General features: G+C 33.1%; 18 protein-coding genes. 12 read left to right on the top strand and 6 right to left on the bottom strand.

What is annotated here, in order from left to right:
- Positions 1-5 precede the first annotated feature (5 nt).
- The 4 genes from mutL to ACJAZK_RS04280 all read right to left on the bottom strand — a co-directional run bounded on the left by mutL (position 6) and on the right by ACJAZK_RS04280 (position 3,988).
- Positions 6-1,865: a DNA mismatch repair endonuclease MutL gene (gene mutL / locus ACJAZK_RS04295; RefSeq protein WP_415222778.1), complete on the bottom strand. Its 1,860-nt coding sequence runs from the start codon at positions 1,863-1,865 to the stop codon at positions 6-8.
- A complete protein-coding gene (locus ACJAZK_RS04290; RefSeq protein WP_415222777.1) occupies positions 1,865-2,170 on the bottom strand; it encodes a hypothetical protein in 306 nt (101 codons plus the stop codon). Before ACJAZK_RS04290 ends, mutL begins: the two co-directional genes overlap by 1 nt.
- Positions 2,171-2,697: 527 nt before the next feature.
- Positions 2,698-3,180 (bottom strand): 6,7-dimethyl-8-ribityllumazine synthase, encoded by a 483-nt coding sequence (gene ribH / locus ACJAZK_RS04285; protein ID WP_415222776.1) that lies wholly within the window; start codon positions 3,178-3,180, stop codon positions 2,698-2,700.
- Between the two features lie 34 nt (positions 3,181-3,214).
- The gene (locus ACJAZK_RS04280; RefSeq protein WP_415222775.1) at positions 3,215-3,988 is read right to left on the bottom strand and encodes a tetratricopeptide repeat protein; all 774 of its coding nucleotides are present in this window, start codon (positions 3,986-3,988) and stop codon (positions 3,215-3,217) included.
- Between the two features lie 120 nt (positions 3,989-4,108).
- On the opposite strand from ACJAZK_RS04280, the gene recF reads away from it, so the two are divergent.
- The 10 genes from recF to ACJAZK_RS04230 all read left to right on the top strand — a co-directional run bounded on the left by recF (position 4,109) and on the right by ACJAZK_RS04230 (position 15,238).
- Complete coding sequence (gene recF / locus ACJAZK_RS04275; protein WP_415222774.1) at positions 4,109-5,188, top strand: DNA replication/repair protein RecF; 1,080 nt, start codon at positions 4,109-4,111, stop codon at positions 5,186-5,188.
- 163 nt (positions 5,189-5,351) lie between these two features.
- Positions 5,352-5,789 carry a hypothetical protein gene (locus ACJAZK_RS04270; RefSeq protein WP_415222773.1) on the top strand — a complete coding sequence of 146 codons (438 nt, stop codon included), beginning with the start codon at positions 5,352-5,354 and terminating at the stop codon, positions 5,787-5,789.
- Between the two features lie 51 nt (positions 5,790-5,840).
- Positions 5,841-6,137 (top strand): DUF721 domain-containing protein, encoded by a 297-nt coding sequence (locus tag ACJAZK_RS04265; protein WP_028872254.1) that lies wholly within the window; start codon positions 5,841-5,843, stop codon positions 6,135-6,137.
- 55 nt (positions 6,138-6,192) lie between these two features.
- On the top strand, positions 6,193-6,969 hold the full coding sequence (locus ACJAZK_RS04260; protein WP_415222772.1) for a metallophosphoesterase: 777 nt from the start codon (positions 6,193-6,195) through the stop codon (positions 6,967-6,969).
- Between the two features lie 65 nt (positions 6,970-7,034).
- The gene (locus ACJAZK_RS04255) at positions 7,035-9,461 is read left to right on the top strand and encodes a penicillin acylase family protein (protein WP_415222771.1); all 2,427 of its coding nucleotides are present in this window, start codon (positions 7,035-7,037) and stop codon (positions 9,459-9,461) included.
- On the top strand, positions 9,451-9,804 hold the full coding sequence (locus tag ACJAZK_RS04250; protein ID WP_415222770.1) for a hypothetical protein: 354 nt from the start codon (positions 9,451-9,453) through the stop codon (positions 9,802-9,804). The genes ACJAZK_RS04255 and ACJAZK_RS04250 overlap by 11 nt, the downstream gene beginning before the upstream one ends.
- 1,100 nt (positions 9,805-10,904) lie before the next feature.
- On the top strand, positions 10,905-11,816 hold the full coding sequence (locus tag ACJAZK_RS04245; RefSeq protein ID WP_415222769.1) for a DUF2268 domain-containing putative Zn-dependent protease: 912 nt from the start codon (positions 10,905-10,907) through the stop codon (positions 11,814-11,816).
- Between the two features lie 321 nt (positions 11,817-12,137).
- On the top strand, positions 12,138-12,917 hold the full coding sequence (locus ACJAZK_RS04240) for a hypothetical protein (RefSeq protein ID WP_415222768.1): 780 nt from the start codon (positions 12,138-12,140) through the stop codon (positions 12,915-12,917).
- 103 nt (positions 12,918-13,020) lie between these two features.
- Positions 13,021-13,197: a hypothetical protein gene (locus tag ACJAZK_RS04235; RefSeq protein WP_415222767.1), complete on the top strand. Its 177-nt coding sequence runs from the start codon at positions 13,021-13,023 to the stop codon at positions 13,195-13,197.
- Positions 13,198-14,449: 1,252 nt separating this feature from the next.
- Complete coding sequence (locus ACJAZK_RS04230) at positions 14,450-15,238, top strand: PhzF family phenazine biosynthesis protein (protein WP_415222766.1); 789 nt, start codon at positions 14,450-14,452, stop codon at positions 15,236-15,238.
- A gap of 64 nt (positions 15,239-15,302) precedes the next feature.
- Here ACJAZK_RS04230 and ACJAZK_RS04225 read toward each other — a convergent pair whose 3' ends face one another.
- Positions 15,303-15,794: a hypothetical protein gene (locus ACJAZK_RS04225; RefSeq protein WP_415222765.1), complete on the bottom strand. Its 492-nt coding sequence runs from the start codon at positions 15,792-15,794 to the stop codon at positions 15,303-15,305.
- Between the two features lie 269 nt (positions 15,795-16,063).
- Between ACJAZK_RS04225 and ACJAZK_RS04220 the strand changes: the two genes are divergently transcribed.
- Both ACJAZK_RS04220 and ACJAZK_RS04215 read left to right on the top strand, forming a co-directional pair.
- The gene (locus ACJAZK_RS04220; protein ID WP_415222764.1) at positions 16,064-16,237 is read left to right on the top strand and encodes a hypothetical protein; all 174 of its coding nucleotides are present in this window, start codon (positions 16,064-16,066) and stop codon (positions 16,235-16,237) included.
- A gap of 293 nt (positions 16,238-16,530) precedes the next feature.
- Positions 16,531-18,786 carry an FUSC family membrane protein gene (locus ACJAZK_RS04215; RefSeq protein WP_415222763.1) on the top strand — a complete coding sequence of 752 codons (2,256 nt, stop codon included), beginning with the start codon at positions 16,531-16,533 and terminating at the stop codon, positions 18,784-18,786.
- Between the two features lie 223 nt (positions 18,787-19,009).
- Here the strand turns inward: ACJAZK_RS04215 and ACJAZK_RS04210 are convergent, their stop codons facing one another.
- Complete coding sequence (locus ACJAZK_RS04210) at positions 19,010-19,429, bottom strand: nucleoside-diphosphate kinase (protein WP_028872244.1); 420 nt, start codon at positions 19,427-19,429, stop codon at positions 19,010-19,012.
- Between the last annotated feature and the right edge of the window lie 228 nt (positions 19,430-19,657).

The following is a 19,657-nucleotide window of genomic DNA, read 5'->3' as shown; positions in this document are numbered from 1 at the left end:
ATAAATTATATAAATTTTTTATCAAAGTCATCTACACTCATTGTGATGAACGTGACTTTATTAGTAGGAGAAACCGTTGGTTCTTTACAAGCAAATAAGCTATTTACTAAATGTTCTTGTTCTAAACGTGATATGCTTTGTCCTGTTTTAATAGCCAAACTTTTAGACATTGATTTCGCCAACAAATCTGTTGCACTAAAATTACTATCTGGTACCTCTTGCTCAACATCACTTATAAGCTGCTCTAAAATAATCGAGACTTCACTCTCAGGAACATTGATTGGCACTCCTGTAATCTCAATAATAATATCTTTAAATACTGAAAACACAAATCCTGTATGTTCTAAATCTTCTTTTAAATTTTGCAGTATTTCCATTTCCGTAGAAGAAAATTCTAAACGTAAGGGAAACAGTAGTTGTTGACTTACAGCCTCTTTTACCGTGAGATGTTTAAGAAATCCTTCATATAAAACACGTTGATGTGCACGATGTTGATCTAAAATCATCATCCCAGATTTTATAGTACTAATAATATATTTATTGTGTAGTTGATACGTTGTTTGTTTGGTTTCTAATTGTTTGTCATCATCAAATAATGATGGGGCCTCTGGTTGACTTTCAAACTGTACTTCGCTAAAATCGTTTTCGGTTTTTGTGCCTTTAGATTCTAATCCAACATACAGACTTTCCCATTGTGAAGTGGGTTCTTTTTTATAGCTTGACGACAACCTATTAGACCTGATCTCTATTTTTTCTGCTTGAAATGGGTTAAAAGAACGATCTACTTCTACCGTTGGAGTGGATACTCTTTTGTTTTCAAAATTATAAGGTGTATCTAAGTTTCTATCGCGATCAAAGTCTAAAACGGGTGCAATATTAAACTGTCCCAAACTATGCTTAACAGCAGAGCGTAAAATGGCATACAATGTATGTTCGTCATCAAACTTAATTTCTGTTTTTGTAGGATGGATATTAATATCTATACTTTTAGGGTCAACGGTTAGATTTAAGAAGTAAGTAGGATGACTTCCATCTTTCATTAGGCCTTCAAAAGCAGAGTTTATAGAATGATTAAGATATGGACTTTTTATAAATCGGTTGTTGACAAAGAAAAATTGTTCAGTTCTAGTACGTTTCGCGAATTCGGGTTTACCCACAAATCCCGAGATTTTTAAAACCTCAGTTGCTTCTTCAACAGGGACGAGTTTTTCGTTTGTTTTATGTCCGAAGATATGTACCACACGTTGTCTATAATTACTTTTTGGTAAGTTAAAACTTTCGCTACCGTTATGATACATTAAGAATTCAATATCTGGATGCGCTAAAGCTACCCGATGAAATTCATCAACAATATGTCTGAGCTCTACATTATTAGATTTCAAAAAGTTACGACGTGCAGGAATATTAAAAAATAAATGTTTTACACAAAGTGAAGTACCTGTCGGTGTCACTGTGACCTCTTGATTTTTTATCTCACTACCTTCAATTTCTATAAGCGTTCCAAGTTCATCTTGCTCTTGTTTTGTTTTTAATTCTACATGAGCAATGGCAGCAATACTAGCCAAAGCCTCACCTCGAAACCCTTTGGTATTAAGACTGAATAAATCTTGGGCCGAACGTATTTTAGATGTCGCATGACGCTCAAAACTCAATCGAGCATCTGTGGCTGTCATGCCCTTACCATTGTCAATGACCTGTATTAAGGTCTTGCCGGCATCTTTTACAATAAGTTTTATAGTTTTTGCACCAGCATCAATAGAGTTTTCAAGTAACTCTTTTGCAACCGATGCTGGTCGCTGTACAACTTCACCTGCTGCGATTTGATTAGCAACATGGTCTGGTAACAATTGAATGATGTCTGCCATTAGCTTTCAATAGAGAATATTGATAAATCGAAATCTATGATATACAGAAAAATTAACACAAAGGCTCCAATTAACACTAAGATAGTTCTATTAAATCCGTAATTATTTCTAGTTCTATTTTTTATTCTATTCTCATACCATTGACCAGAAAAATCATTTTTATTATATGTGTCGGCATAGGCATCAAACTTTGTTGGATATTGTGAAGTATCTGTACCTTCTTTACCATTATAATGCATAGGTGTATAGTTGAACCTTTTATTTCTAGACAACCCTTTAAATACAGTAAATTTTATTGGACCCATAATACAATTATTAAATATATCTGTTAAGTATATATATTAACACAAAAATCGAACCTAAAATTATAATTAGAGCTGGAAATGAAGTTAAAATATTCCCACTACGCTTAGTATTGTAACGCATTTCATTCCATTTCTCTTCCAAGTCGTCTTTATATTCAGTTTTTTTTAAATCCTTAAAATTAGGTTTAAAACTAAAACGTTTATTTTTTCTTTGATTAAACAAGTGACTTATAAATTATAATTGCCATACCTCAAAAGTACAGAATTTACTAGGAAAATAGCGATTTGGAGTGCTAAAAATTGTTAATATTTACTTTAGAAATTTTAAATCAATACACGTCATCAATCCATTTAAGAGCTAACTGATGTATTAATTATAAAATCATATAAACTATTAAAAAAAGGGGGCCTTCGGCGTATGAGTAGCGTTAGCATCTCGTTGACTTTGCCAGACAACTCGAGAGTTAGAGTGATTTCATGTGTAGAGTAAGAGTGAAAATATGAAAATCGCGACTGAAAACGGAGTACTACCTTCCGCGTAATTCTGCCATCTTTATAGCAGCAATACCAGCTTCTGTTCCTTTGTTACCATGCTTACCTCCAGAACGATCTAAAGATTGTTGCATTGTATTATCAGTAAGCACACAAAAAATAACTGGAGTATCAGAGTTTAGATTGAGTGCTTTGATACCATGAGTGACACCTTCACAAACAAAATCAAAATGCTTGGTTTCACCTTGAATCACACAACCTATGGCAATAACCGCATCAACCTTCTGCTCGATCATTTTTTTACTTCCGTAAATCAACTCAAAACTCCCAGGAACATCCCATGTGATAATATTCTCTGGTAAAGCACCACAATCTATTAAGACCTCTTGTGCTCCTTTTAAAAGTCCGTTGGTGACGGTATCATTCCACTCAGAAACAACAATCCCAAACCGAAAGTCTTTCGCGTCTGGGATTGTGTTTTTATCGTAATGAGATAAATTATGATTTGCAGTTGCCATAGTGCATTCTCCGTAACATCGGAGCTCTATTTAATTATTTACTCGATTCTGCTCTACCAATAAAGGTATCAATATTTTTTGCTTGGTCTGACGTTTTAAAATCAGATTTAATTCTCATGTAATATTTTAAAGCTTTATCATTTTCACCTAATGATTGTGCAACATTCGCCGCTTTTAAAAGATACATTGGTGTTGTATAGTCATTAGTTGATGCGGCAATTGCCTTTTCATAATATTCTAAAGCTTCTGGCAATTGTTCTAATTGAACAAATGCATCTCCCATTCCTCCTTTAGCAATTGGTCCAAGAACAGCATCATCGGTACTAAAATCAGCTAAATACTTAACAGCATTCGTATAATCTTTAGTATTTAAATATGCCATACCAGCATAATAGTTTGCTAAATTTCCAGCAGGAGTCGTTCCATATTGGTCAACGATATCTGTTAAACCTAATTTTCCACCACCACCTGTAAGGGCTAAATTATATAAAGAATCTTTGTCTACTCCATCTACAGCTTCATCAAAATATTTCTGAGAAGAGTACATTTCATTCATTGCTTCTTCAGCCTTAGGCTCAGCAATAAACTTGTTATATCCTAAGTAACCTAGCATAATTACTGCTGCCACACCAATAAGGATAAAAATTCCTTTTTGATTTCCAGCAACCCAATCTTCAGCTTTATTAGCTCCTTCATCCAGTGTATTAAACACTTCTGCTGTTGTAGAATCTTGCTCTAAAGCATCTAACGTTTCACCTTTTTCTTTGGTAGCTTTTGGTTTATAACCTCGTTTCTTATATGTTGCCATGGTTGTTTATTTGTGGCGCAAAAATAAAATTTTTATTGGGATTTAAAAGGTAAATTATTTGTTATTTTTACTTCCGCGTATATTTAGGACGCCCAAATACCCATATTCCCCTTTACTTTTATGATTTTAAACACTTTAAGCTTAGTTAATTATAAAAATTTTGAACAACAGAATTTCGAATTTGACGCTAAAATTAATTGCTTTGTCGGCGCTAATGGTGTTGGTAAAACAAATGCCCTTGATGCAATCTATCATTTATCCTTCGGAAAAAGCTACTTTAACCCTATTGCATCTCAAAACATTAAACATAACGAAGACTTTTTTGTTGTAGATGGTATTTTTGATAAAAACGACAAAACCGAAAAGGTTGTCGTGTCCCTAAAACGTGGACAAAAGAAAATGATCAAACGCAACGGAAAGGCGTATGAAAAATTTAGTGATCATATTGGTTTAATTCCTCTAGTTATAATTTCTCCTGCAGATCGTGATTTGATTATTGAAGGTAGTGAAACACGCCGAAAATTCATTGACAGTGTCATATCACAAAGTGATAAAGTCTATCTGAGTAATTTAATTAATTACAATAAGATTTTATCACAACGTAATGCCTTATTGAAATATTTTGCACTTAATAACACGTTTAATGTACAAACACTTGAAGTTTATAACGAACAACTGCACACTTATGGAAGCGAGATTTATAAAACCCGTGATGAATTTTTAAATACATTCATTCCTATTTTTAAAGCACGGTATAAAGCTATTAGTAATGATAATGAAGAAGTCAATTTAAATTATAAAAGTGATTTGTTTGACGATGATTTAAAAAGCTTATTAGCAAAAAATATTAATAAAGATAAAGCCTTACATTATACAAGCGTTGGAATTCATAAGGATGATCTTAATTTTGAAATTGAAACCTATCCCATTAAAAAGTTTGGAAGTCAAGGTCAGCAAAAATCCTTTTTGATTGCTTTAAAACTGGCACAATTTGATTTTATAAAACAACAAAGTGGTGTTACTCCACTCCTATTACTAGATGATATTTTTGATAAACTAGATGAAAATCGCGTTGCTCAAATAATTAGTTTGGTTGATAAGGAAGATTTTGGTCAATTATTTATCAGTGATACTCATGCCGAACGTACAGAACATGTGATAAAGCAAATTCATCAGTCTTATAAAATATTCAAGCTTTAAAATTTAAAAATTTCGATATAAAAATTCCAAAGGCTTATTGAGATATTATTGTATTTTGTTTTTTAACTTTGGACTGTTAATAAATCTTATAAATGTAATTTCTACAGATACCGTTCTTGAAGGCGCACGGAATTTGTACTTTAATTTTTTGGAATTTGGTGATATGATGTACAAAAGACTTTCTTTACTAGTTATAACATTACTGTTATTTAGCTGCTCAAACGATCCTAATACGATGATAAATCATCTTAATGGGTATTGGGAAATTGACGAAGTAACTTTGAGTGATGGCACAAAAAAAGACTATAATTTCAATGATACGATAGATTATATTGAGGTTTCAGATAGTTTGTCTGGTTTCCGAAGAAAACTAAAACCAAATTTATTTGGAACTTTTGAAACGTCTAGAAGTGAAGAAAATTTCAGTATAAAAATAGAAGACGACAGTCTCAATATTTATTATACAACTCCTTATTCAAAATGGAAAGAAACGATTTTAAATGCCAATGAAACCCAATTGATAATTCTCAATAACACCAATAAAGACGTCTATATTTATAAACGTTACGAATCTTTAGATTTAGATTTTGATACCAAATAACAATTTTTTAGTAATGAATAATAAGATTTCCGATAACTTCGGAAAATGAACATGGCAAAGCGACACAACGAAAACTTACCAATTAGCGATATCCTTAAAGAGTTTGTAGAGAAGAATAAATTACAATCTGGCTTGGACAAGGTAGATGTTAAAGATGCCTGGGCAAAAATGATGGGAAATGGTGTGAATAATTATACTACAGATGTTTCATTGGACAGAGATGTTTTATATGTGGCTTTGAGCTCTAGCGTACTTCGTGAAGAATTAAGCTACGGAAAACAAAAAATTGTGGACATGCTTAATGACGCTATCGGTAAAAAAGTGGTGAGTAAATTGGTGCTCAGATAAAGCTATTTATTTTTTATAAATGTCAAGATTATCCAGAAGAAAATTTGTTAAAAGAATGTTACTAGCAACTATTGGTTTAGTCCTGTTAGACGGCTTTTGGTTTGAAAAATATGTTATCGATTGGAACTATTTCGATATTTCTAAACCTAAAAATAACAAGATAAAAATTATTCAAATATCAGATTTGCATTTTGAGACACTTCGATATTTCCACAAATCAATAGCAAAAAAAATAAATGACCTACAACCTGATCTGATTTTTATAACTGGTGATTCTGTTAATAACACAGATAAAATAGATGCTTTAGATACGTTTTTGCAATTAATCGATAATACCATTCCAAAATATGCGATTACAGGCAATTGGGAATATTGGGGAGAAGTTGATTTACTTAAATTGGAAACTATGTTTTCAAAAAATAATTGTGAGCTTTTAATTAACGAGAGCCGAAGTATCTCTATTAAAAATCGGTCAGTTTCAGTTATAGGTATTGATGATTTTGTTGGCGGTTATCCTGATTTCCAAAAAGCGGTCACTAACTTAAGAAACACTGAAACTAATATTGTCTTAACGCATTGCCCACAACACAGAGATACGATTGTAGTTGAAAAAGCAGATTTACATATTGATCTTGTTTTATCAGGGCATACGCACGGAGGGCAAATTTCTTTCTTAGGTTTTGCTCCAATTACACCTCAAGGTAGCGGTAGATATCTAAAAGGTTGGTATACTGAAACTGAACCTATAATGTATGTTTCAAAAGGAATTGGAACAAGTGCCATACCAATTCGGTTTGGTGCTAGGGCAGAAATGGTTGAGATTGATATCTAAACCTTAAATCTGAATAACAATAATAATCCTAAATATCAGTAATTTAGAAGACTAACCCTAACCATATGAAATACCTCAAACTCGTCATAACTTTTATAGCCACAATAACTGTTTTCTATGGATTTAATACAAAATTAGGTTCAGTACCTCCTATTGGTAAATTCTTAGATCCTGCAGGTGGAGTTTGGCAAAATGATCAAGAAGAAACTATCGACGGAAATGTCAATATCCAAGGTTTGTCTGCTCCAGTAACCATTCATTATGATGAACAATTGATTCCCCATATTTTTGCTCAAAACGATTTAGATCTATATAAAGCACAAGGCTATATCACTGCAAAACATAGGTTATGGCAAATGGAATTCCAAACACATGCTGCTGCAGGACGTGTCTCAGAACTTATTGGAAGCGCAGGCTTAAATTATGATCGTAGTGAACGTAGACGAGGAATGGGATTTGGTGCAGAAAAAGCACTAGAAAAAATGCGAGAAAATCCAGAGGCTATAAAGTTCTTAGAAGCCTATCGTGATGGTGTAAACAGTTATATAAGATCCTTAGATGCTAAAACATTTCCTGTAGAATATAAACTATTAGATTATAAGCCAGAAGCTTGGACCACAAAAAAGACCATGCTACTATTAATGTATATGACAAAGATGTTAGCTGGTGGAGACAATGATTTAGAATACACGAATATGTTGCGCAAATTCGGAAAAGAGCGTTTTGACTTACTATTTCCAGATTTTTTTGATGTTAATGATCCCATTATTCCAAAAGAAACAGATTGGAGTTTTATTGATGTAGAGATCACTAAAACTCCTGAAGGACAACTGCCGTTGGATACCATACCGCAAACCATAGAAAAACCAAATCCAGATAATGGCAGTAATAATTGGGCAGTTTCCGGAGCAAAATCGACTACTGGAAATCCCATTCTTGCCAACGATCCACATTTAGGCTTAAACTTACCTTCCATTTGGTTTGTTATGCAGTTGAGCACACCAGAGTATAATACTATGGGAGCGACGTTGCCAGGGGCTCTAGGCGTTATTTCAGGATTTAATAATCATATAGCTTGGGGAGAAACTAACGCGACTCGTGATGTTTTAGATTGGTACAAAATTGAATTTAAAGACAACACTAGAACAGAATACAAATATGATAATCAATGGAGAAACACATCAGTGCGTATTGAAGAGATTAAAGTAAAAGGTGCTGCAACGGTTATCGACTCTGTAATTTATACGCATCACGGACCTGTGACTTACGATCATAATTTCATGAGTGATAACGAAAAATCTGGTTATGCTATGAAATGGGTTGGTCATATTGGAGGCAATAATCAGGGTGCCTTTTTAGCGTTGAACAAATCAAAAAATTATGACGATTATGTCAACGCATTAAAAGCATATACAGCACCCGCTCAAAACTTTGTTTTTGCCTCTACGGAAGGTGATATTGCTATTTGGATTCAAGGTCTTTTTCCTAATAAGTGGAAAGGTCAAGGTAAATTCTTATTGGATGGTTCTAATCCAGAACATGATTGGCAGAGTTATATTCCGCAGGCATTTAATGCACACACTAAAAATCCAGAACGTGGTTTTGTGAGTTCGGCTAATCAACATCCTGTTGATAAAAACTATCCGTTTTATGTATTTAATGACGGTTATGAAACCTATAGAAATCGTGTGATTAATGATTTCTTTAATTCAAAAGATAAATTTTCAATAGATGATTTTAAAGCACTTCACAATAATAATTATAATTTAAAAGCCGCTGAGTTATTGCCTTTTATGTTTGATTCGATGGACGATAGTTTAATGACTTCCGAAGAAAAGGAGATTTATACCCAAATCAAAGCTTGGGATTTTATTAACGATATAGAAAAATTAGGTCCGAGTATTTGGTCAAAATGGTACTCCAAATTATACCATTTAACTTGGGATGAATTTGATACCGAAGAGGAAGCATTGATGTCACCATATGCCTATCAGACTATTTATTTGATGAAAACAAAACCGGAGAATGAATTTATGGATATTGTAGAAACTCCAGAGAAAGAAACGGCTCAAGATTTGTTTTTATTGTCATTTAAAGATACTGTAAAAGAGCTCATGGATTGGAAAGCTAAAAATGGTGACTATAATTGGCAAGCTTATAAAGGCACTCATGTTGGTCATCTACTTCAGGGTTTACCTGCTTTTTCGAGATTTGATTTACCTATTGGGGGTGATCGCAATATTGTCAATGCGGCTTCTTCAACTCACGGACCATCGTGGAGAATGATTGTAGAAATGAGTTCGCCTCCTAAAGCTTTCGGGATTTATCCTGGTGGACAATCTGGTAATCCAGGAAGCGCCTATTACGATAATTTTATTGATGATTGGGCAATTGGCAAGTATCATGAATTAAACTTCTTGTACAATGCTGAGGCTACAGATCAAATTATGGGGACACAAACATTAACACCTATCAAATACTATGAAGACTAACATTATAAACTTCGTCATCACAATAATTATGGCATTACTCCTATCGCTCTATTTACCTTGGTGGTCTGTTATGGTTGCAGGATTTGTATCTGCACTATTTTTTAGTCTGAAAAAGGCTGCTGTATTTTTTGTGCCTTTTCTAGCTGTATTTTGCTTTTGGGCAATCTATGCCTTTATCGTAAGTAGTGCTAATGATTTCACTTTGGCTAAAAAGATAGCCGTACTCCTACCTCTTGGTGGTAATCCTTATGTATTGATTTTGGTGACTGGATTAGTTGGTGGATTGGCCTCTGGTGTTGCTGCAGTGTTTGGTAAGCAACTTGTTGGTTTGGTTAGGAAGTGATTTAAAAAGACAATCATGACTCCAATAAATCATATGTAAAAATCAAAGATTTATTATATTAGCGTCCTAATTTGGATGTTTACAGTTGGGTATATCCGATTGTTAGCCTTCATTAAGACCAACTAATAAGTTTCCCTCGTTCCCGAGAAATAAATATGATAAGGCTGTAAATATGTACTTTATGCTATTGAATAAATTTTTCCTGTAGCTACCGAAATTTTTATAGCACTTCACATAAGTAATTGGAATACTGATCATCAAAATGAGGCTATTCAAACCTCATTACTTAAGAAATTAGATATAGAACTGCAATCAAACATCGACTGCTTAAATTTTATATCTGTTAAATTTGAAACTATTTTTTAAAATAACATGGCACATTATTGGTCAGTATTAATGGGTAAAATGTTGAAATATCTTTAAAATAAAATTATTATTCATAAAGTACATTTAACTTTAGCAGTTCTGCTTATGAGCAAACGAAAACTAGAGAAAAACCCTAGGCACTAAACTCTAACTATTTGCCAAATACCATTGCGCCTAATTACAAACTTTACAAAAGATGAAATTACTATATACTGATAGGAAATGATTGGGTGAGAAGTACTATTATTAGTGATGTCAATGAAGGAATCACAAAAGACAAATAGGACTACAGCAAAAAAGAACTAAACTATGCACTTCACAGCAATACAGAGCTACCTTACAATAAATCTGACGAATAGACCACACTAATAAGACCATTCATCTTTGTACAAAAAAGTTTAGAAAACCTTATAAGACCTATTGATGCTATTAGTATTAAATCAAACAATTTAAAAGACTGAATTAATAAGGATTTAGAGAAATAAAAAATTTAAGATGATTTGAACATATAATGCTTTATGGCCAAATTACGAGCAGTATAAAGAAAAACCAATAACCTGTATAATCAAATGCTTATTATATGTGTACTCTTAAGATGCTATCAAATTCACCTCTGGTTAATTTTATTTTACTAATTTAGATGCTAGCCAGGTCAATTAAATGTGAACCACACGTTAATCTCACTTGTAACAATTCAACGAATCAGTCGTCATTTCTTAAAGCAATAATTACCCATGAATAAAAGTAATAAAATTATTTTATTGACATTTACTTTGTTGTCCAGCTTGGTTTCATCCTATGGACAAACAACTTCAGACAAAATTATTTTCCTAACAGACTACTATGAAACTTTCGTTGAAGAATTAAATGCAGACGATAAAAAAGTGGACAGCATTTATAATGAAAAGGTACTCACTCCTATCTATAACAGATACTTTAAGAAAAGCGAGTATTCTGCCATTGTTAAGGACTTTATCGCCTCTCCTATAAACAACATCTTCGAACTAAAACAATCAATTGATAGAATTTCGAAAAACAAAACAACAATTGAAAACAAAATAATTGGGGCAATAAATAAAAGTCGACTATCTATTTTCAACGAAAGTTTGACCATTTATGTCCTTCCTGTAAACCCAAATCTTAAGCAAGTCATAGCAGAAATGAGTGGTATAATGGGTTTGACGGCAGGTTCAAAACAAATCATTTTGACAATTGAACCAGATATTTTAGGATGGGAAAACATGCTTGAATATGCGGTTGCTCATGAATTTAACCATGCATACTGGACAAACTTAAATTTTGGAAAATCAACCAATTGGACACTGCTTGACTACTTGGTATTTGAAGGAAAAGGCGACTGTTTCGCCCACTCAATGTACCCTAGTGTAATAGCTCCTTGGACCACGGCATTAACTGAAAAGCAAATTTCAGATTTATGGAATACTATTCAGCCAAACTTACAAAGCACAGATATTGGCCTTCAAATGGAGATTATGTTTGGGTCAAACAATTACCCTGTTTGGGGCGGTTATTCTGTTGGCTATGATATTGTGAGAACAGCCTTAGAAAACAATAAAAGTCTTAAAGTAGAATATTGGACTAATCTTGAAGCTGTCAATATTTTAAGAAAGAGTAAATACAAATAGAAACAACCACTAATAACGTGAATATTTAATTACTTGTTATGCGTATACTCGAAAAATCCTCCAGATTTCCCTCTGATTCATTTTCTTTGACTAATTTAGTTGCTAACCAAAGCGGCTAACCATAAATCATACGTACTAATTTCTCTTTTTAAAGGACAGCAAATAATGACTTTGTGCTGACATTTAGTTAGCGGATAAAAGACAAAAACAAATGATTTAATACATTTATTTTCAATATATTACAAATATATTATTCAGAATTGGATTAAGCAACAGGGTCCTTAAATGATCAAAAGAGGAGTAACAAAAAATTAAATTCAGATGAAGACATTTTTAAAAATTTTGACACTTGCGATTCTTTTTGTTTCCTGTAGTTCTAATAATGAAGGAATAAACAATAACTCTTTAACAGAAAGTTTCCTTTTAAAAGGAGTACAATATGGCTCGGAATCTAGACAGTTCCTTGATATCTATAAAGCTGAATCAGATTGTTCAACGCCTGTTTATTTTGATGCTCATGGAAATGGTGGCAATACCTATATGCCAAACTCAATAATAGAAGATTTGAATGCCCAAGGTATCTCTGTTATTGCATGGGAATCTCTAACTTCAGTAAATACACCAAGCGAGGTAGAAATGGGATGGAATGATGCAGAACTTATGTTTGAATGGGTTATAAATAATGCTGAAGAATTCAACCTCGACACGTCCAACTTTATTATTGGAGGTTCTTCTCGTGGAAGCATTATCAGCTGGAAATATGGACACCAAGAGAGCCTAAATATTAAAGGATTTTATTTTTATAATGCACTTCCTGATGGTATTTGGACAGATCCTAATTGGTGGTCTCCAACAGACGAAGTAAATATATCATCAGCACCAATTTACTTTGTTTATGGCAGAGAACCAGGAGCATCCGAGAACCCAATAAACCCAGATGCACATGATCCAGAAAACGGTATAATAATTATAAACAAGTATCAAGACTTAGGCATCGGAGATAGAACGGCGCTAGTGCACAGTATAGGTGATAGTAACAATACAGATAAATATCAATTTCTTGTTGATTTCGCATTATCTGTTATCAGCTCTTGCCCATAATTGAATATAAAACATGTCTAAAATAAATAAAAGCGAACACCAATAAAGTATAGAATAAATAAAAAACACGAAACACATCCTTTTTATAGTTCTTTGCCTTTTAATGTGCACATCAGAACTATTATCGCAAACTAATGAAGAGCAAATATTAGCAATTAGAAAGGCTTCAAATCTAGCTCTTAAGTCACACAAAGAAGAAGTAGTACTTTCATATCTAACCAATGACGTCTTGACAACAAAGGGAAATGGAAATTTATTGTCTGGAAAAAAAGCATTATAAAAATATATTTCAGATGGTGGAAAAAGTAAAATATATCTGGTTCGCGAAACAAAAGCACTTATAGTTAATGAAAAAATAGGATTGGTTTGGGAAACTGGAATTTGGAATGGATACGACCCAGAAAAAAGTGACGAATCTTTAGTCAATGGGAAGTATTCAGCCATGTAGATTAAAACGTCTAATGTAAGGAAAATAAAATCTCACCTATTTGTGACGCTAGGTCCAAAGTAAAGCACTATCATCTGAAATAATATTAAGTTAATTGCTTAAAAACGCAACAAACCATTCACCAATAATTGTAATCCCGACTTACTACTTGAAAAACGTATAACTAATATTAGTGTTTCTTGTAGCCATAAATTGATTCGAAATTAAGAGATGAACATGAATAATTTATCCTATTGTAGGTACTCCTATTAATTAGCATCGATGACGAAAAAAATTATTAAATACCTTTTGGAATTTGCAGTAATTATTCTTAGTATTAAAGAGTCCTTCTGGCTAAATCTAAAAAAATTGCTATTGGAGTAATACCGAAGAACATTCCAATGTGCTTGCCTCTAAAGTTCCAGTGTTTGGTCAGTTTATCTCCTTGCCCACAAGCGTCAATAATGGTCTATTTAATTTCAGTAAAGCCAGTCAAATAGTTTAAGCAGTAAGCTTTGCACTCATCCATTCCAGCCAGATTACCTTCAGCTGTTACTATAACAATATCCTTAGTAAAGTTTTGTAAATTCATCACAGATGTATCTCCGCCTAAATAGGAAGCCCCTTCCTTGTGATGCATTTCTAAATCTCTTTCGAGCTATTTATCAGCATCAATTACTTATTTTTCATCAGCGTTTTTTGAAGTTCAGTAGGCAACCATAATGACCAGAAACAAGAACAATATATTTTAATTAATAACGCCTTAAATAAAATTAGGAATAAAAATAGCTCCCCTCTACGGAATTATAAAGTTAAGTGTATACATCATATAAGTTAACAACTTTACTTTTGTAAATTAACAATTAGGTGATGAAGAAATGATCTAGATGTTGGATGAAAAGAAGAAAAAAGATAAACAACTATCGAAAATCAATAAGGATGCAACTATTGACGAGGTACATATTCATATAAGTTTATAATTTATTACCAGTTTTAGTCTGCTCGGGAAACTTCTTTGGAATTCTCTTTGGTTAATCCCATTTTAGCTAAATTAGTTGTTTAAACAATTACCAAACGCGAACTGCAATTACTACCTTCACGAGATATGAAATTAGACCTTTATCAAATAGACGCATTTACTAATACTATTTTTGGTGGAAATCCAGCTTGTGTAGTACCTTTAGACGAATGGTTATCAGACGACTTACTTTTAAAAATAACGAAAGAAAATGCGGTTGCAGAAACTGCATTTTATGTTGACAAAGGAGATAAAATACATTTACGATGGTTTACTCCAGATATTGAAATGGATTTATGCGGTCACGCAACTCTTGCAACTGCTCATTGTTTAAAATCAATTTTAAATTATCCTAAAGACAAAATTATATTTGAAACCTTGAGTGGAGACCTCACTGTTTTCATGCAAAATGATTTCTATTTTTTAGATTTTCCATCAAGAATGCCCTTGATTTCTAAACTACCAGAAATAATAGAAAAATCACTAAACATATTACCAAAGGAGGTATTTAAATCAAGAGATTACGTCTTAATTTATGATTCTCAAGAAGATATAAAAAACATCAAAATTGACAGACAAACATTTGACCAAATAAACCTAAATCCAGGTGGTGTTATTGTCACGTCTAAAGGAAATGATTGTGATTTTGTATCACGGTTTTTTACACCTCAAGCCTTAATTTTAGAAGATCCAGTGACTGGTTCAGCTCATTGCTCTTTAATTCCATTTTGGTCAAAGAGACTTAACAAAAAAGAACTTTCTGCTATGCAAATCTCTGAAAGAGTTGGAACATTAAACTGTCAAGATAAAAACGATAGAGTCATCATTAGTGGTCAAGCGAAAACGTATTCAATAGGCACTTTTTGGATTGACTAAAAACCATAACTAATTTGAGTTAGATCATAATAGTGCTGCTAGTTCTTTTAGGCTTGATACATTATTAATTAGAAATTACTTTTAGCACTTTTCTTTTATTAGAGCTTTCGATAATAATAAATTGTAATTTATTATTATTATTATTAAGCTCAAATGATATTGGTACGGCGTCTTGGATTTGATACTGATTTCTAAATAGTTCTCGACCTTGTAAATCATAAACACTAATTATAGCTAACTCATTGATGCCTTTTATAAACAACTGGCCATTTACATAATAACTAGTAATCGCACTAAATAAATTAGCTAATGTACTTAGTACAGCATCACAACCAGGTAAAGTGAGGTAGCCCGTAAATGTTATAGCATCAGAACCTTCTGTTCCAATAGCAATTCCTTCACCATAACCTTCGTCTGAGGAATACGCTGTATTACTAACATAAAGTCCTACAAAACTGAACTCATTTGGACTAGTTAGTCCAAGATCTTCCCAATTAAAACTGAACTCGTAAAAAGATTGTGTACTTGATTCTAAAGTAGAGTTAACAGACGTCACAAACTCTAATTCTCCTTCTCCTACAGTGCCTGTAATTGGTGTGGGTCACAAACCACCAGAATTCATATCTAAAGCCACAGCATAAGAAGCTTCAAAACCAGCTGGAAAATTGACAATACTTCCATTACCAAAAGCATTACTATTTGATATTGCAATAGTTTGGTCGTTGGTGTCATCATCAACTGTAAGATCAATTTCATTGCGCCCAGGGGCACCTGTATCTATAATATAAAACGAAAATATCGTTTATTTCATTACCGCTAGTAGTCATGGCAAATATTATTGGATTACTGAATTCGCCAGTAAATAAAAAATGGCCTTCGCCCACAGCACCTCCAAATCCTGAATTTCCGTTTGCTTCGCATGGCGGTGGTGGTTGGGAAAACATAGAACTAGCTATCAATAAGGTTAAAACTATTATAATTTTACCATTAAAACCATAATTATGTTGAGAGAACAGTTCCTGCCAAATACGTCTAAAAACTTTGATCATAAATAATTAATTATAATTTTAAAGATACATAATTAATAAACCTTAAAATTACTTACTAAAAAATGAGATTCCTTCTCCTAAAAGCTTTCCGGATCAAAAAGACAAAAGTTAAGAACGCCTTTACAACACAATTTCACAGCAGACATTTTCTTAAATGTACAACTCAAACCACAACTAAAACAATTTTTGTAGACCGTACTTTAGCTCAATTACTCTAACTTTGCAATCAAAGTGTAAATCCAATTGAGAGAAAAATTAAAACAGTTAGAATTATTTTTAAAAAGTTCCAACTTTGATCGAGGTATTCGACTTGGTGTTGGTATTGTTGTACCCTTTGGTGTCTTATATTTTTTAGGCTATTTCGAATATGCTCCTGCTGTTGTTGTCGGTACTTTTTTAAATGCACCAGGCGATATTCCTGGAAGTATCAAACGTAAGGTCAATGCTATATTAATCAGTATTGGTTTAACGATGGTTATTACAGCGATAATACTATTCTCAAAACCTTTTCTACTTCTTCTGCTAATCGCTCTTATAGTCATTTCCTTTGTTGTATCCCTAATTTCTGTTTATGGTTTTAGAGCGTCTTTAGTTTCCTTTTCTGGCTTGTTGGCCATGGTATTGGCATTTGCTATTCAAAAACAAACACCACAAGAGATTTTAATTCAGGTGGCACTAATGGGCGTTGGTGGTCTTTGGTATTTAGTCGTTTCCTTTGTTTTTCAAAAATTAGCGCCTAAAAAAGATCAGAATCAATTATTGTCTGATACGCTCCTACTTATTGGTGAATATTTAAAATTACGTGCCAAATTATTAACAAAGAAAACCAAGCGTGATAAACTTCTCAAACAAATCTTCGTACTTCAACACCAAATCAATGAGAAACACGAGACACTTCGAGAAACTCTATTTACCGAACGTAAACGCTCAGGACGTTCTCGTTACGAAGAAAAGCAACTATTAATTTTCCTCTCTTCTATCAATATCTTCGAATTGATAGAAGCAACACATTTGGATTATAAAATGATCGATGAGATTTTTGGCCATCGAAAAGAATTCCTAAAAGCTTCTAAGACGCTAAATAAACTTATGGGTAACCATCTTATTCGTTTATCTGAATTATTGATTCAAAATGATAAAATACCAAACAATGATACTTTAATAAAAGCATTATCAAGAGCCAACGAATCTATCACAAACTATATCAATACTGTCAAATTACCTAAAGCTCGTGAAGGTGCCTTATTATTAAAAAACCTATACGATTATCAAGAACAATTACTTCTAGAAATAAGAGCTATTAGACGTGCTATGGAGAATGTCAAAGAAGCCTCCAAAATATCTTTAAGAAGACAAGATTCGAGTCAGTTTTTAACGCTCCAAGAATACAGATTGAATGTATTTATTCAAAATTTAAGTTTGGATTCTAAACTATTTAGACATTCATTGCGCTTTACCATTGCTATTATCTTCGCATACCTTCTAGGCTTCTTTTTTGATATACAAAATACCTATTGGATTCTGCTAACCATTGTTGTAATTATGCGACCAAGCTACGGTTTAACGAAAGTGCGCTCTAAAGATCGTATTATCGGAACATTCATTGGTGCCGCTGTTGCAGTTGGTATTGTGTTGATTACTCAAAATGTAGTGGTGTACTCCATATTGGCAATAGGTTCACTGGTTTTGGCTTTTTCACTGATACAGCAAAATTATAAATCTGCCGCTGCATTAATCACCATTAGTATCGTCTTTGTATATTCCTTTATCAATCCCAATGCCTTTGAAGTCATTCAATATCGCGTCATCGATACGATCATTGGATCTACTATTGCTGTCGTTGCGAACTATGTACTTTTCCCAAGTTGGGAAGTCGATAATCTAACTCAGGTGCTTCTCAATGCATTAAAAATGAATAGAAAATATCTTTTAGCAACCCGAGAGTTGTATCAAGATACATCTAAACATAAACTCTCTTATAATGTAGCTAGGAAAGATGCTTTTCTTGCCATTGGTAATTTAAATGCTGCCTTCCAACGTTTAACTCAAGACCCAAAATCAAAACAGAAAGAATTTCAGCTCATTTATGAAATTGTAACGCTTAATCAAACTATGATTTCGGCAATCGCGTCTATAGGTAATTTTATAATCAATCATAAGACTACTCCTGCTTCAAAAGAATTTCATATCCTTATCGAAAAAATTTCTAATACGCTGCAAATGTCGTTCGATAGTGTAGACCCATCTCACATAAGGACAAAAGACGCTGAACAAATTGCTGAAAATGCACAAGAGAAGTTGTTAAGCAAATACCAGCAATTATCAAATTTACGAGATGAAAGTATCAGACAAGGTAACATTGAATTGGATACTGAAACACTTCACGGTCTTCAGGAAGCCTTTTTAATTGCCAATCATATGAATTGGTTACAGTCCCTCTCAAAAAACCTAAAGAAAACGACGGAACGGTACCGCCTCTCTTTGGGTGATGGACAATAGCAATTTTAGCTTTGATTTCAATAAATTGATTTGGCCTAATAAGTAATTCAACATGTGTTTGTTAGTTGTTTAGATATTCTTATTTCCCAAACTGAAAGCTTTAGACTACGGAATCAAGTAGTTTTTTATACTGAGACTACATTGTTTTTGAGAACCGCTAAGCCTTGAACAAAAAAAGCGCAACCAAGGGTTGCGCTTTCAATATATTATAGAAAACTTCTAATTAAAACATCTCTCTACCAGCAAAATGGAATGCGCCTTCAATAGCTGCATTATCATCACTATCACTTCCGTGAACTGCATTTTCTCCCATAGAAGCTGCGTATAATTTTCTGATTGTACCTTCTGCTGCATCTGCAGGATTAGTTGCACCAATAAGCGTTCTAAAATCTTCTACTGCATTATCTTTTTCTAAGATAGCGGCAACGACTGGTCCTCTTGTCATGTACTCAACTAATTCACCATAAAAAGGTCTTTCGTTGTGAACCTCATAAAATGCTTGAGCATCTTGGGTTGTCAAATGCGTTAATTTCATTGCTACGATTCTGAAACCAGAAGCAGTGATTTTTTCTAAAATTGCACCAATATTCCCCTTTTCAACAGAATCTGGTTTAAGCATTGTAAATGTTCTATTTGTAGCCATTTTAATATTTTAAATTTTGTGCAAAAATAAGGTATTTGTTCATATACACAAATCAAAGTTAGAACTCATTCATATTTTAATTAAATGACGACCTCACTTCGTACTAAAGCCTATTTTCCTAAAAATAAATACATAATTAGTCTTAAAGAAATCCAGATTGTCTTAAAGACACCTGTAATATTTTTGAAACCTAGCAGGATAACTATTCATTTTTCACGGAAAACGAAC

The organism is Psychroserpens sp. (assembly GCF_047633235.1).
Taxonomy (GTDB): Bacteria; Bacteroidota; Bacteroidia; order Flavobacteriales; family Flavobacteriaceae; genus Psychroserpens.
The sequence above is the reverse complement of the archived record's forward strand: the minus strand, read 5'-3'. Positions and strand labels throughout refer to the sequence as shown.